At 72.5% G+C, this 12,753-nt stretch carries 14 protein-coding genes; 7 read left to right on the plus strand and 7 right to left on the minus strand.

Going from position 1 to position 12,753, the window contains the following annotated elements; translation table 11 throughout:
• The 4 genes from ACGFNU_RS14065 (at position 1) to ACGFNU_RS14080 (ending at position 4,935) form a co-directional block, all read left to right on the plus strand.
• Positions 1-801, plus strand: a complete 801-nt coding sequence (locus ACGFNU_RS14065; RefSeq protein WP_392593381.1) for a class I SAM-dependent methyltransferase — start codon at positions 1-3, stop codon at positions 799-801.
• Between the two features lie 89 nt (positions 802-890).
• Positions 891-2,036 (plus strand): sensor histidine kinase, encoded by a 1,146-nt coding sequence (locus ACGFNU_RS14070; protein ID WP_392593382.1) that lies wholly within the window; start codon positions 891-893, stop codon positions 2,034-2,036.
• Between the two features lie 22 nt (positions 2,037-2,058).
• Positions 2,059-2,748 (plus strand): response regulator, encoded by a 690-nt coding sequence (locus ACGFNU_RS14075; RefSeq protein ID WP_392593384.1) that lies wholly within the window; start codon positions 2,059-2,061, stop codon positions 2,746-2,748.
• A 105-nt stretch (positions 2,749-2,853) separates the two neighbouring features.
• On the plus strand, positions 2,854-4,935 hold the full coding sequence (locus ACGFNU_RS14080) for an MMPL family transporter (RefSeq protein ID WP_392593385.1): 2,082 nt from the start codon (positions 2,854-2,856) through the stop codon (positions 4,933-4,935).
• A gap of 54 nt (positions 4,936-4,989) precedes the next feature.
• On the opposite strand, the gene ACGFNU_RS14085 is transcribed toward ACGFNU_RS14080, so the two are convergent.
• Positions 4,990-6,129, minus strand: coding sequence for a hypothetical protein (locus ACGFNU_RS14085; RefSeq protein ID WP_392593387.1), 1,140 nt, complete (start codon positions 6,127-6,129; stop codon positions 4,990-4,992).
• Positions 6,130-6,464: 335 nt separating this feature from the next.
• On the opposite strand from ACGFNU_RS14085, the gene ACGFNU_RS14090 reads away from it, so the two are divergent.
• Positions 6,465-6,824 carry a histone-like nucleoid-structuring protein Lsr2 gene (locus ACGFNU_RS14090; RefSeq protein WP_392593389.1) on the plus strand — a complete coding sequence of 120 codons (360 nt, stop codon included), beginning with the start codon at positions 6,465-6,467 and terminating at the stop codon, positions 6,822-6,824.
• A gap of 29 nt (positions 6,825-6,853) precedes the next feature.
• Positions 6,854-7,180 (plus strand): Lsr2 family protein, encoded by a 327-nt coding sequence (locus tag ACGFNU_RS14095; protein ID WP_392593391.1) that lies wholly within the window; start codon positions 6,854-6,856, stop codon positions 7,178-7,180.
• A 91-nt stretch (positions 7,181-7,271) separates the two neighbouring features.
• Here ACGFNU_RS14095 and ACGFNU_RS14100 read toward each other — a convergent pair whose 3' ends face one another.
• The 6 genes from ACGFNU_RS14100 to ACGFNU_RS14125 form a co-directional block, all read right to left on the minus strand.
• A complete protein-coding gene (locus ACGFNU_RS14100) occupies positions 7,272-8,282 on the minus strand; it encodes a Ppx/GppA phosphatase family protein (protein WP_392593393.1) in 1,011 nt (336 codons plus the stop codon).
• A 219-nt stretch (positions 8,283-8,501) separates the two neighbouring features.
• The gene (locus tag ACGFNU_RS14105) at positions 8,502-9,056 is read right to left on the minus strand and encodes a hemerythrin domain-containing protein (protein WP_392593395.1); all 555 of its coding nucleotides are present in this window, start codon (positions 9,054-9,056) and stop codon (positions 8,502-8,504) included.
• Positions 9,057-9,165: 109 nt separating this feature from the next.
• A complete protein-coding gene (locus ACGFNU_RS14110; protein ID WP_392593397.1) occupies positions 9,166-9,603 on the minus strand; it encodes a DUF6098 family protein in 438 nt (145 codons plus the stop codon).
• Positions 9,604-9,645: 42 nt separating this feature from the next.
• A complete protein-coding gene (locus ACGFNU_RS14115) occupies positions 9,646-9,855 on the minus strand; it encodes a hypothetical protein (protein ID WP_392593399.1) in 210 nt (69 codons plus the stop codon).
• 263 nt (positions 9,856-10,118) lie between these two features.
• A complete protein-coding gene (locus tag ACGFNU_RS14120; protein ID WP_392593400.1) occupies positions 10,119-10,340 on the minus strand; it encodes a hypothetical protein in 222 nt (73 codons plus the stop codon).
• A gap of 40 nt (positions 10,341-10,380) precedes the next feature.
• On the minus strand, positions 10,381-11,580 hold the full coding sequence (locus ACGFNU_RS14125; protein ID WP_392593402.1) for an MFS transporter: 1,200 nt from the start codon (positions 11,578-11,580) through the stop codon (positions 10,381-10,383).
• A gap of 74 nt (positions 11,581-11,654) precedes the next feature.
• Between ACGFNU_RS14125 and ACGFNU_RS14130 the strand changes: the two genes are divergently transcribed.
• Entirely contained in the window at positions 11,655-12,686 is a 1,032-nt protein-coding gene (locus ACGFNU_RS14130) for an ROK family transcriptional regulator (RefSeq protein ID WP_392593404.1), read from the plus strand.
• Positions 12,687-12,753 lie beyond the last annotated feature (67 nt).

The raw sequence follows: 12,753 nt of genomic DNA on the forward strand, positions 1-12,753 counted from the left end.
GTGGACTTCGACGCGTTCGAGCGTTCGAGCTGGGAGGGCCGCGCCGAAGCGTACGAGCGCGGCTTCGCCCTGATGACCGCCCACCTGGTCGAGCCCCTTCTCAACAGCGCCGCGGTCGGCCCCCGCACGCGCCTGCTCGACGTCGGCTGCGGCCCCGGCCCGGTCACGGCGGCCGCCCTCGCCCTCGGCGCCCGGGTCACCTCGGTCGACGCCGACCTCGACATGGCCGAGCTCGTCGCCCGCCGTCACCCGCACACCGAGGTGCGCGTCGCGGTCCTGCCGGACCTCCCGTTCCCGGACGAGTCGTTCGACGCCGTGATCGGCAACTTCGTCGTCAACCACACCGGCGACCCGGCGGCCGCCGCCCGGGAGCTCCACCGCGTCCTGCGGCCCGGCGGCACGATCGCGCTCACCTGCTGGAAATACCCGGAACACCGGGCGGGCGCGGTGTTCTCCGAGGCCCTCCGCTCGGCGGGCGCCGACCACCCCGCGGACGTGCCCACCGAGTCGCCCTTCTCCGCTTACGCCGAGCCGACGCCGTTCGCCCGCCTCCTGGCCGAGGCGGGCTTCGAGGGCGCGGCGGCCGACACCCTGCGCTGGACGCACCGCGTCGATCCCGGCGTCTGGTGGGCCGACGTCCTGGCCGGCACGGCCCTCACCGGCACGGTCATCGCCCGCCAGGGTCCCGCCACCATCGACCGGATCAGGGCCGAGTACGACCGGATCGTCGCCGGGTACGCCACCCCCGACGGCCGGGTGGCCCTTCCCGCCTGCGCCCTCCTGGCCCACGCCGTCCGCTAGCCCTCGGGCGGCCTCCCTCTTGGGAGTGAGGACGGCGCCGCGTCCGGGCTCGATACTGGTGATCGGCCGGCCGGGCGGGAGGCGATCACGTGTCGATCATCGAGCGGGCACGGGCGCTGCCGCAGCCGGCGGTGGACGCGGTGATCGCCATCGTGTGCTCCGTCCAGATCCTGCTCCAGGCCGGGGTGGACCAGCGGCTCGAGTGGTGGGTGCCGCTCATGGTGTCGGCGTACGCGCTGCCGCTGATGTGGCGGCGGCGGTACCCGTTCGCGGTGACGTTCGTCTGCGGGGTCGGCACGTCGCTGATCGCGCCGACGCATCTGCTGGGCCAGTTCCCGTCGGTCCAGCTGGTCGCCACCTACACCTTCGCCGAGCTGTGCCCGCCGGTGAAGAGGCTGCTGTCCGTGGTGGGCACCGTCATCGGCATCACCACCTCGATCGTGATCCCCAAGGACGAGACCCTCAACATCGGCGTCGTCGGCATCGGGTTCGCGGTGGCGTACGCGCTCGGCACGGGCGCGCGGGCGCGGCGCGACCGGATCGCGATGCTGGAGGAACGCGCGCGGCGGCTCGCCGAGGAGCAGGAGGCCGCCGCGACCCGCGAGCGCGAACGGATCGCCCGGGAGATGCACGACATCATCGCCCATTCCATGAGCATGATCGCCATCCAGGCGGAGGGCGGGTCGGCCGTGGCGCACCGCGATCCGGCCAAGGCCGAGCAGGTCTTCGAGACCATCTCCGTCACGTCCCGGGAGGCGCTGGCCCAGTTGCGGCGGGCGCTCGGCGTCCTGCGGTCGGAGGGCGCGGCGCGGGCTCCGCAGCCGGACCTGGCGGCACTGCCCGCACTGGTCGAGGGCGTACGGAAGGCCGGGCTGACCGTCACGTTGGAGGAGACGGGCGAACCACGGCCGGTGCCGCCGGACCTGGGGACCACCGCCTACCGGATCGTCCAGGAATCGCTGACGAACGCCGTCAAGCACGCGGAGGCGGGCAGCGTGCGGGTCGAAGTGGGATGGGAACGCGGCATGCTGCGGCTGGAGATCCGCGACGACGGTCACCGGCGGGACGGCACGGGCGGCGGCGCGTCGGGCGGTGTGGCAGGCGGCGCTGCAGGCGGCGGGCACGGTCTGACCGGGATGCGCGAACGCGTCGCGGCGGCCGGGGGAGACCTGAGCTTCGGACCGGCGGCGGACGGATCGGGCTTCCGCGTGGCGGCCCGGTTGCCCTTGAATTAGCGGGTGCCCTTGAATTGGGGGCGTGCCAGCCAACGAGACGATCCGTGTCCTCATCGCCGACGATCAGGCACTGGTCCGCGACGGCTTCGGAATGATCCTCTCCGAGGAACCCGACCTCGTCCTCGTGGGGGAGGCCGCGGACGGGGCCGAGGCGATCCGCGCGGCGCGCGAGCTGGCCCCCGACGTGGTGCTCATGGACGTGCGCATGCCCAACGTGGACGGCATCGAGGCGACCGCGGCGATCTGCCGCGACACGTCCGCCAGGGTGCTCGTCCTCACCACGTTCGACCTCGACGAGTACGTGTACGACGCGCTGCGCGCCGGGGCGAGCGGTTTCCTGCTGAAGGACATGCGCCGCGCCGAGCTGGTCGAGGCGGTGCGCGTGGTGGCGCGGGGCGAGGCACTGCTCGCGCCCACCGTGACCCGGCGGCTCATCGCCGACGTGGTCGGGCGCGGCGGCCACGCGCCGGTGTCGCGTCCGGACGCCCGCCTGGAGGCGCTCACCGCCCGCGAGACCGACACGCTGCGCCAGGTCGCCAGGGGACTGTCGAACGCCGAGATCGCGCGGGAGCTCTTCGTCACCGAGCACACCGTCAAGACCCACGTCAGCAGCATGCTGAGCAAGCTCGCCCTGCGCGACCGGGTGCAGGCGGTGGTCCTGGCGTACGAGTCGGGACTGGTGAAGCCCGGCGAGACTCCGTCTTCGGAGTGAGGGCCCCGCTCCTGAGAGCGGGATGCCGATCCGCTCCTCACGGCGAGGCGTCACCGCAGGTCCGGGGCGGAGTATCAGGACAGCTCTCAATCTACGGAGGCTGTCATGGTCCGCACCGTCACCGGATTCTCGGTCCGCCGGCCGTTCCTCGTCATCGTGGTCTGGGTCGCCGTGCTGGCCGGCGGCTTCGGAATCGGCACCGGCGTCTTCGAACGGCTGACGCCTGAAGTCGGCAAAGTCTCGGGCAGCGAGTCCGCCAGCGCCGAGAAGCGGCTGGATCAGGCCGCGCCCCGGCCCGAACGGCTGACCGCCGTCATCACCGGCAAGCGGGCCGGGGACCCCGCGCTGGGCTCGGCGTTGGCCGCCGTGCGCGCCGTGCCGGGCATCGCAGGGCTCACCGAACCGGTGCCGTCCACAGCGTCATCGGGGCGGGGCGCCGCGTTGCTGATCGAGGTCATGGTCGCGCCGGGCGACACCGCGAAGGGCGCGGCGGAGGCCGCCGCGGCGAAACTGCACGGCGTCGCGGGCGCGGACGTGACCATCGCCGGCGGACCGCTGTCGGACGCGGAGTTCGACGACCAGGCACAGAAGGACGTGGCGCGCGCCGAGATGCTGAGCATGCCGGTCGTGCTGATCCTCCTGCTGGTCGTCTTCGGCGGACTGCTCGCGGCGGGGCTGCCGCTGCTGATCGCGGTGGTCGGCATCGGCTCGACCTTCGGCATCCTCTACGCGTTCAGCACCGTCACCGACGTCTCGGTGTACTCGATCCAGGTCACCACCATGCTCGCCGTCGGGCTCGGCGTCGACTACGCGCTGCTCATGGTCAGCCGGTTCAAGGAAGAACGCCGTACCGCACCCGACGTCGCAGCGGCCGTGGCCCGCACGACCGCCACCGCCGGACGCACGATCGTGTTCTCCGGCCTGACCGTCATGGTCGCGTTCGCCGCCCTGCTGGTCTTCCCCGACCCGTTCCTCCGCTCGATGGGCATGGCGGGCGGCGCGGTCGTCCTCGCCGACATGGCCGCCGCGCTGACCCTCCTGCCCGCCCTGCTGGCCCGCTTCGGCCACCGGATCTCCCCGGCCAAGGAGCGCCAGGGACGCGGCGTCTTCGCCCGCATCGCCCACGGCGTGCAGCGCCGCCCCGTCCTGACCATGGTCGCCACGCTCGGCGTGATGGCCACGCTCGCCGGGCCCGTGCTCGGCATGCACATCTCGCAGGGCGACCCGAGGATGCTGCCCGAGTCGACCTCGACCCGGCAGCTGTGGGACAAGCTGGCCGTTCACTACCCCGAGCGCGCGCAGTGGGCCGGCCGGATCCAGGTGCTCGCCGACGCCCCCGCCGGGAACCCCGACCTGGCCCGGATGCGCAGGGCCATCGAGGCCATGCCCGGGGCCGCCGACGTGGACGAGGTGAAGCTGAACGCGACGCAGACCGTGCTCCTGGCGACCCCTCAGGGGCCGGGCGAGAAGCCCGCCGAGGACGCGGTGAAGGCGATCCGCGACCTGCCGGTGCCGTTCAAGGTCGAGGTGACCGGTGACTCGGCCCGGATGGTCGACTACCGGGCGATGCTGGCCGGCCGGATCCCGTGGGCCGCGGCGCTCATGGTCCTCGGCACCCTGGTGCTCCTCTTCGCCTTCACCGGCTCGATCGTCCTGCCGGTCAAGGCCGTCCTCACCAACGTCCTCAGCATCGGCGCCGCCCTCGGCATCGTCGTCTGGGTGTTGCAGGACGGCCACTTCGCCGGGCTCCTCGGCACCCAGGGACTCGGCTACATCAACCTCACCGTCCCGGTGCTCGTCGGCGCGATCGCGTTCGGGCTGTCGGTGGACTACGAGGTGTTCCTGCTGTCGCGGATCCGCGAACGCTGGCTCGCCGGCGCCGGGCCCCGGGACTCGGTCGCCGAAGGCCTGCAGCGCACCGGCGGCATCGTCACCGCCGCCGCCCTCCTGATCGGCGTCGTCTTCGCCGGCTTCGTGTTCGGCGGCTTCGCCCCGATCAAGGCGATCGGGCTGGGCCTGGTCCTCGCGATCGCCCTGGACGCGACGATCGTGCGGATGTTGCTGGTCCCCGCGACCATGACGCTCCTGGGCCACCGCAACTGGTGGCTGCCCCGCCCGTTCCGCCGCGTCCACGACCGCGTGGCCTTGGCCGAGGCGGCGACCCCCGAACCGGAACCCGTCCACTGACCCGCGCACGACAGAGGGCGAGGGCGGATCCCGCGATCCGCCCTCGCCTCGTCGTCATGTCCGCGGACCGCCCGCGGTCGCCCACTGGTGAGCGGTGCCCTGGTGGACGGCCGCGTAGACGCGATCGCGCAGGACGTTGGCCTCGTCGTCGGACAGGGTGCGAACGGGGTCCCGGAGAACGACGCGGAGCAGCACGTTCTTCTGGCCGGGGCTCGCGCCCAGGCGTGCGACCGCGGCCGGGGGCAGGTCCTCGACGGGGGTCTCGGAGAGGACGCGGACCTCCTCGACGGCTCCGGCCGCGCCGTCACCGAGCGCGTCGCGCACCGTGCCGCCGAGAGTCTCCGCGTCGGCCTCGGCCGGCACGGCGACCGAGAGGTCACGCGAGATCGGCGGGTGCGCCGACACCGGCCGGTAGGGATCGAGGTCGAGCATCTGGCCGGAGACGCGCGGGTCGGCGGCCGACAGGAGCCTGATGTCGGCAATCCCCTTGCGGAGCATCAGGAGCCTGTCCAGGCCGAGGCCGAGGGCCAGGCCGGTGGTCTCCGGCCCGAGGTCGGCGCGGCCCAGGACGTGCGGGGCGGCGAGCCCGCACTCGGCGAGCTCGACCCACTCGCCGCCCGTCCGGACGTCGATCTGGAGCCCGCCGGTGGTGTACGGGTGCACGGCCGGAACGGTGCGGTAGGGGGCGTCCGGCAGGATCGCGCGCACGACGGCGTCGATCATCTCGTCGAGGTCGTCCGGCCCCATCGGGCGGCCGCGCACGATGCGCCACAGGTCCAGCTGGTGCGGGGTACCGGTGTGGATCCGATCGACCACGTCCCGCCGGTACACCACGCCCGCGCAGGCCAGCAGGACGTCGTGCCGGTCCGGCGCGCGGGCGAGGTCGCGGAGGGCGGGCGGGATCATGGCGCTGGTGTGGCTGCGCAGCATGCAGGTCTCGCTGGCATAGCGCGTGTAGCGGGCGTCGCGGGTCACGGCGCCGGCCGGATAGCCCAGCCGCTCGTAGTTGTCCTCGACGGGGACGAGGGGATGGGCGCGGACGAGGAGTAGCTCGTTCCGCCAGCGGGCCTGGAGGGCTTCGGCGAGGAGACCCGCGGCGAGTTGCGCGGCGTGCGGGCCCTGGGACGGGTCGGTCAGATCTCGGACGCTCAGCGCGCGTGCGAGCTCGTCAGGGCTGAGCAAGGGGGAACGCATGGAGGTGCTCCGATCGGTGCGTGGTGTCCGGGTGGGCGGGAGATCCCCCCGGCCGGGCCGCGCCGGCACCGATACGGCCGCACTCGTCAGATCCTCATGCGTCAGGTCAGAGCACGCCGATTCGCCCCGGCGACCGGTGTTGCCGGCCGGGGGCACAGAAATCGTCGGGCTCTCGACATGATGGCCGAACTCTAACATTCCGGTGCGATGATCAAGGGTCGCGGCGATCCGGCGGGGCGTCCGGGCGCGGCGCCGCCGGTCAGGTCGGGGACGGGGCGCGCAATCCGCTAAGGTCATGGGCGCCGCACCGGCAAGAGGAAGGAAGACGGACACATATGGCCGAGAAGGTCATTCGCGTAGATGACATCGACGGTTCCGAAGGGGGCGATGTCGCCAAGCGCGACTTCGAAATCCTGGACCGGATGTTCACCATCGACTTGGGCGATGACAACCACAAGCGCCTCAACGAGGCGCTGGAGACCGTCGCGTTGTACATCGGCAAGTCCGTGGAGGTGAAGCGCGCCGGTAAGGGGCGCAAAGCCCCGAGCCAGGCAAAGGTGAAGGGCTACACCAATGCCGAAGTCCGAGAATGGGCCAGGCGCAAGGGCGTAGAAGTGCCGGAACGCGGTAAGATTTCCGACGAGGTCTATGCGGCGTTCATTGACGATCATCCGGATGCCAAGCCGGACGCATAGTCGGGAAGTAATCGAATTGGGGGGCTCGTATGGCACAGAAGATCGAAGTTCTGCTGGTCGATGATCTGGACGGCGGGAAGGCCGACGAGACCGTCCGGTTCTCGCTCGACGGCACCGCGTACGAAATCGACCTGAGCAAGAAGAACGCGGCGAAGCTGCGCAAGAGCATCGAGCCGTTCCTGGCCGGCGCCCGCAAGCCGGCCAAGGCGCGCCGCCGCGGCGCGGCCTCGTCCGCCGCCGGCAGCCGGGAGCGGTCCGCCGCGATCCGCGAATGGGCCCGCAAGAGCGGCATCGAGGTCAACGCCCGCGGCCGTATTCCGGCCAACGTCATCGACAAGTACGAAGCGGCGCACTGACGCGTTCCGGCTTCGCAGCGGAGTTCTCCACTCAGCCAAGCGTTCGGGGCCTTGGCTGAGTTGTTTTGTGGCTGTTTTGGGCGGCGTGCCGCTATGCGCTGACCGGACTCAGCGCGCGGATCGGGGTCGGAACATCCCGGAGCGGCTGCAGAAGATGCCCGATGTCGTCGATGTGATGCGCTGTGCCCGCATGCAGTTGCTGGAGGCGGCGCAGCGCGATGCCCTCGCGCAATGCCCAGGGGCAGATTTCGATACGGGTCAGGGCGAGGACGGTCATGACGGACTCCGCGATCAACGCGCCGGCGAGGATCTGCCGCGACCGCGACCGGGAGATTCCCCGGAGTTCGGCGCGTTCTTCGGCGGTGCGCTTGGCCAGCCGGGTGATCTGCCTGTCGAGCTCTTTGAGGCGCAGCACGCGATATCCGTTGGGATTGCGGTCGCCGGTGAGCTTGGCGAGCTGGGTGAAGGTCTTGGACGTGGCGATCGGGTACGCCTTCGGCTGCCCGTGGTCGCCGGGGCTCAGATGCTCGGCGAGCTGGGTGGTGAGAAAGCGGCGCAGCCGCCGGACGTGCTTGCGCGCGGGCGGGTCGCCGGGCAGGTGGTCGCGGGTGAGCCGGCCGGCCCCCAGCGGCAGCGAGAGCGCGGTGGCCGCCTCCGCCCCGGTGCCGGTGGCGATCTCCAGCGAGCCGCCGCCGATGTCGGCCATCAGCAGCGGCCCGGCCGACCAGCCGTACCAGGCGCGGGCGGCGAGGAAGGTGAGGCGGGCCTCGTCCCGGCCCGACAGGAAGCACAGGTCCACGCCGGTCCGGCCGGTGACCTGGTCGACGATGTCGCTGCGGTTGACGGCGTCGCGGACCGCCGAGGTGGCGAAGGCGATCAGCTCGGCCGAGCCCTCGGCGCGGGCGGCGCGGTGCGCCTCCGACACCGCCGACACCAGCCGTTCCACCGCGGTGCGGGAGATCCGGCCGTCCGGCTGGATCGCCTCGGCGAGCCGCGTCGGCCGCTTCACGGACAGGACGGTGCGGATCGGCTCACCGGCCACGAGGTCGACAATCTTCAGATGGGCGGAGTTCGAGCCCACGTCCAGAATCGCGGTTCGCATGGCGGCGTCGTGCCCGCCGCTCGCCGGGGCTATCCGCCAAGGGGGGATTCGGACGCCCGTTTAGTGCTCACCTCGGGGGTACATGAAGACCACGCGGCCGTCACATCGCCGTGTTGATCGCCGAGTGACCGGCACGGGCCACAGATCCCCTGGGGTTCCCGTACCGGTCACTCGGCTGCGCGACTCACTCGGCTGTGCGGTGGCGGCCCGCCGCCCGCCTCAGCTCATCGCCTTGCGGATGGCGTCACGGGTCCGGTCCATCACCGCGGCCATCGGGCCGAGCGCGGCGTTCTTGGTCGCCGACTCGGTACCGGGATGGGGATGGGTCGGCGCGACGGCCTCGGCCGCCTTCACCGCCGCCCGCATCCCCTTGAGCTGCTGCGGCGTGGCCTTTTCGGCGAGCTCGGGGAACTCCAGGCGCTCCTCCTGCTCGGCATGGGACTCGACCGCCTTGTGCAGCCGCTCGAAGAGCGCGTCGAACTCGTCCGAGCCGGTGCCGGACTTCTCCAGCTCCTGCAGGATCTCCTTGGCGCCCTTCTCCTCCTTCAGCCGCGCGTCGATGATGCGCTCGCCGTTGCCGATGGTCCGGCGGGCGAACGGGTGCACGATCTCCTCTTCGGCCGTCTCGTGCACGGCCAGCAGATGGCGCAGCCGCCCGAACGCCTCGTCGCGGGACTTCCCGCTGCTCTTCTCGACCTGGGCGAACAGGTCGCGGATCTCGGTGTGCTGCCGCAACAGCAGGCCCACCACCGTGTCGTCACTCTGCCGGGTCATGAAGGCTCCCAACTCCGCGCGCCCCTCGCTCAGGGCGCTTGGACCGCCTGCCCTACCCCCACGGCGGCGTCCAACCCGAGGTGTGCGTCACGGTCGGCTGAGGTCTGCGTCACGGTCGCCGCAGCGGCCCCCATCGGCCGTTCTGCTCCGTCATCACCTTTCTGACCTCCGCCAGGACGGACTCGGCCACCCAGGCGACCGGCCGGTGCACGCGGACGAGCGGCTCGTTGTCCGGGCCGCGCGCCAGCTCCTCGCCCTCCAGCACCCAGGGCCGGATGCCGGGGGCCTTCTCGTGCTCGAGATGGGAGTAGTCGTAGAGCCGGCGCGCCACCCAGATCCAGGTGGGCCGGGGCCGCCACCAGTCCTCCACGATCAGCGGGTTCGCCGACAGGCCCGGCATGTCCACACCGGTCAGGGCGTCCTTGCTGGATCCGGCGGCGTCCGCGTCCGGACCGCGGGACCACCGGACGAAGAGGGCGTGCGTTCCCTCCACCAGGCCGGCGAGCTCGTCCAGCGTGGTGATCGTAGGCAGCTCCTCGTCGCACACACCGCACGCCTACCCTCGTGAGCCACTCCGGAACCATGCAGGTCAGTCGGGGGTCAGGCCGGACAGCAGCCGGTCGACCTCCAGCAGCAGGGCCCCGTAGATCAGCCAGCCGTCGCCCTCGAACTCGTCCGAGCGCAGGTGCTCCTGAAGGCCCCGGCGGCGGTCCCGGGCGGCGTCGATCTCGGCGGCGAGATCGGGCCCGGCGGGCACCTCCGCCTCGCCGAGCCTGGAGTGGCGGTACGCCCCGACCACGGCGGCCGCGTGGTCGAGGAGATCGGTGTAGTAGGCGACGAACCGCGCCGCGCAGCCCGTCCGCGACGTCCCGGGTCGCCGAGGACATGCCAGTTGGCGAGCGGCGCGGTGACCACCAGCACCAGGGCCAGCGCCAGCGTGCGGTAGCCGGTCACCAGCTGCCCGCCGGCCGCCGCGAGCAGCCCGGCGAGGACGGTGAGCACCTGCTGCCCGCCCTTGATCACCGACTGGTACACGGTCGCGTGGACCATGACCAGCGCCACCTAGGGCGCCAGGAACGACATCGGGGCGCCGAGCCACTCGTCCGCGATCACCCACGCGAGCACGGCCGCCACGGCCGCCTTCATGGACTGGACGAGCAGGTCCCGTTCCCGTCCTGCCCGCGCAGGGCACGGCGCAACGATCGCCGGGTCTGCTCGAAACGCCCCCGCGACCGGCTCATCCGACCAGCGAATCCCATCGGCGGGCCCCTGCCCGATCATCATCGGAGCTAACGGGGTAAAGAGCCGATCATGGTTGCGGGGCTCAGGCCGAGGCGGGGTCGGGCTGCTTCTCTGGTGGAACGGGCTTCTCCTGGCCGGCGGACGTGGGCGCCGGGGGTTCGCCGCGCACGGTGAGGACGCCCGCCAGCAGCGTCATCACCACGATCACCCCGGTGATCAGCGCGAAGGCCACCGGGTAGGACGCGGCGTCCGCGGCCCAGCCCGTGACGGCCGGCGCGGTCAGCACGGACAGATAGGTGATCGTGGCGACGCCCGCGACGCCCTCGGCCGGGGTCCGGGCGGCGTTGCCCGCGGCCGTGAAGACCAGTGGCACGATCGCGGCGACGCCCAGCCCGAGGAGGGCGAAGCCCGCGATGCCGGCGGCGGGCGTCCGGGCGATCACGACGAGCACCCCTCCCGCGGCGGCCACGGTGCCGCCGCAGCGCACGACGGCGACGGGCCCGAAGCGCCGGACGAACCGGTCGGCGACCAGCCGGGCGGACGCCATGGCCAGCATGAAGATCGTGTATCCGGCGGCGGCGACCCCGGGCCCGGCGTCGGTCACCCTGGTCAGGTAGACGGCGGCCCAGTCGGCGGTGGCGCCCTCCGCGAACGTCCCGCAGAAACCCACGACGCCGATGGCGGCGATCGCCTTGGACGGCAGGACGAACCGGCGCGGCGCGGGTTCCGCTGCCGCCGCCTGGCCGGCGAACAACGAGCGTCCGTTCACCAGGCCCACGCCGAGCAGGACGACCGCGACCGCCGCGAAGTGGGCCCGCGCGTCGATGTGCAGGTGAGCGGCCACCATGCCGGCCCCGCCGCCCGCCAGGCTGCCGACGCACCACATCCCGTGCAGGCCCGTCATGATCGAACGGCCGAGGTGCCGTTCGAGCCGTACCGCGTGCGCGTTCATGACGACGTCGGACATGCCCGCCGCCACGCCGAACAGCACCATCGCACCGAACAGCCAGACCGGGGCCGGCGCGAGCGCCGGCAGCACCAGTTGCGCGCACCACATCGCCAGCAGCACCTGGATGGCCGGGCGTTCGCCGAGACGGTGCGCCAGGCGGCCGGCCATCGGCATGCCGACGATGGCGCCGATCGACGGGCACAGGAGCGCGCCGCCGAGCAGGGCCGGGCTCAGGCTCAGCTGGTCCTGGATCCAGGGGATGCGGGTGGCGAAGCTGCCCGCCACCGCGCCGTGGACGGCGAAGACGAGGGTGATCGCGCGCTGATGGCTCATGATCCAACAAATTAACAGGCAGGCTTCCTGATGAAAAGAGATATCAGGCAGGCTCCCTGACTAATATGTGGCGGGTGAAGACCGCCACCCCCGCCATGGCCCGCGCGATCAACGACCGGCTGGCCCTGGACCTGCTGCTCGCCGAGGGGCCGCTGACCGCCCCTCAGCTCCGGACGCTCACGGGACTGTCACGGCCGACGGTGTCGGACCTCCTGGAGCGCCTCCAGGCCGACGGGCTGATCCAGGTCACCGGCGAGTACGGCGAAGACCGGCGCGGCCCCAACGCGCGCCTCTACGGCCTGGTGGCCGGCCGGGCCCACGTCGCCGGGGTGGACGTGCGCCGGGGATCCCTGCACGTCACCGTCGCAGACATCATCGGCGGCGTCGCCGGCAGCGCCACGAAGGTCGCCGAGCCGGACGACCTGGCGTCGTTCATCGCCGCCACCGTGGCCGAAGCGGCGGCGGGCCGTGAGCTGCACACCGTCGTGCTCGGCGCGCCCGGGCTGGTCGATCCCCGCACCGGGCTCACGACCGACAGCGGCCTGCCGGGCTGGCGGCCCGACCTCGCCGCCGCCGTCCGGGAGGCCCTCGCCGACCGCCTCACCGTCCAGGACCTGGTGCTGGAGAACGAGGTCAACCTCGCCACCGTCGCCGAACACCGGGTCGGGTCGGCGGCCGGCCACGAGGACTTCGCCCTCCTCTGGCTGGACGACGGCGTCGGGGCCGGGGTCGTGCTGGGCGGCCGCCTCCGGCGCGGCGTCTCCGGCGGCGCCGGGGAGGTCGGGTTCCTGGACTCCGGCGGCGTCGAGTTCTGCAACCTGATGGAGGCGCGCTTCACGGAGGGGCTGGCCCTGGAGGCGGCGGCCGACCGCATCGTCAAGGGTGTGCTCACGCTGGTGGCGGTCCTCGACCCCGGCCTGGTGGTCCTCGGTGGCAGGACGGGCCGCGAGGGCGGGGACGAGTTGGCGGCCCTGGTCGCCGACCGGCTCAGCGCCCGCTCGCCCGCGCCCACCGCCGTCCGCCCGACCACTGTGGAAGGCAACGCGATCCTCCAGGGAGCCGTCCTGACCGCCCTGGACCGGACCCGCGACGCCATCTACGGCTGACACTCCACCGTCGCCCGTGGCGCCCGCCCGCGCCCACGCGCCTGCGGCCATCCGCTCGCGCCACCCG

Origin of the sequence: Spirillospora sp. NPDC048911 (assembly GCF_043198015.1) — a bacterium.
GTDB lineage: Bacteria > Actinomycetota > Actinomycetes > Streptosporangiales > Streptosporangiaceae > Spirillospora.

Excerpts from the sequence above, each read along its gene's own strand:
- ACGFNU_RS14125 (WP_392593402.1), bottom strand. The coding sequence starts at position 11,580 with ATGAGCCATCAGCGCGCGATCACCCTCGTCTTCGCCGTCCACGGCGCG.
- ACGFNU_RS14095 (WP_392593391.1), top strand. The coding sequence starts at position 6,854 with ATGGCACAGAAGATCGAAGTTCTGCTGGTCGATGATCTGGACGGCGGG.
- ACGFNU_RS14080 (WP_392593385.1), top strand. The coding sequence starts at position 2,854 with ATGGTCCGCACCGTCACCGGATTCTCGGTCCGCCGGCCGTTCCTCGTC.
- ACGFNU_RS14120 (WP_392593400.1), bottom strand. The coding sequence starts at position 10,340 with ATGATGATCGGGCAGGGGCCCGCCGATGGGATTCGCTGGTCGGATGAG.
- ACGFNU_RS14090 (WP_392593389.1), top strand. The coding sequence starts at position 6,465 with ATGGCCGAGAAGGTCATTCGCGTAGATGACATCGACGGTTCCGAAGGG.
- ACGFNU_RS14100 (WP_392593393.1), bottom strand. The coding sequence starts at position 8,282 with ATGCGAACCGCGATTCTGGACGTGGGCTCGAACTCCGCCCATCTGAAG.
- ACGFNU_RS14085 (WP_392593387.1), bottom strand. The coding sequence starts at position 6,129 with ATGCGTTCCCCCTTGCTCAGCCCTGACGAGCTCGCACGCGCGCTGAGC.
- ACGFNU_RS14105 (WP_392593395.1), bottom strand. The coding sequence starts at position 9,056 with ATGACCCGGCAGAGTGACGACACGGTGGTGGGCCTGCTGTTGCGGCAG.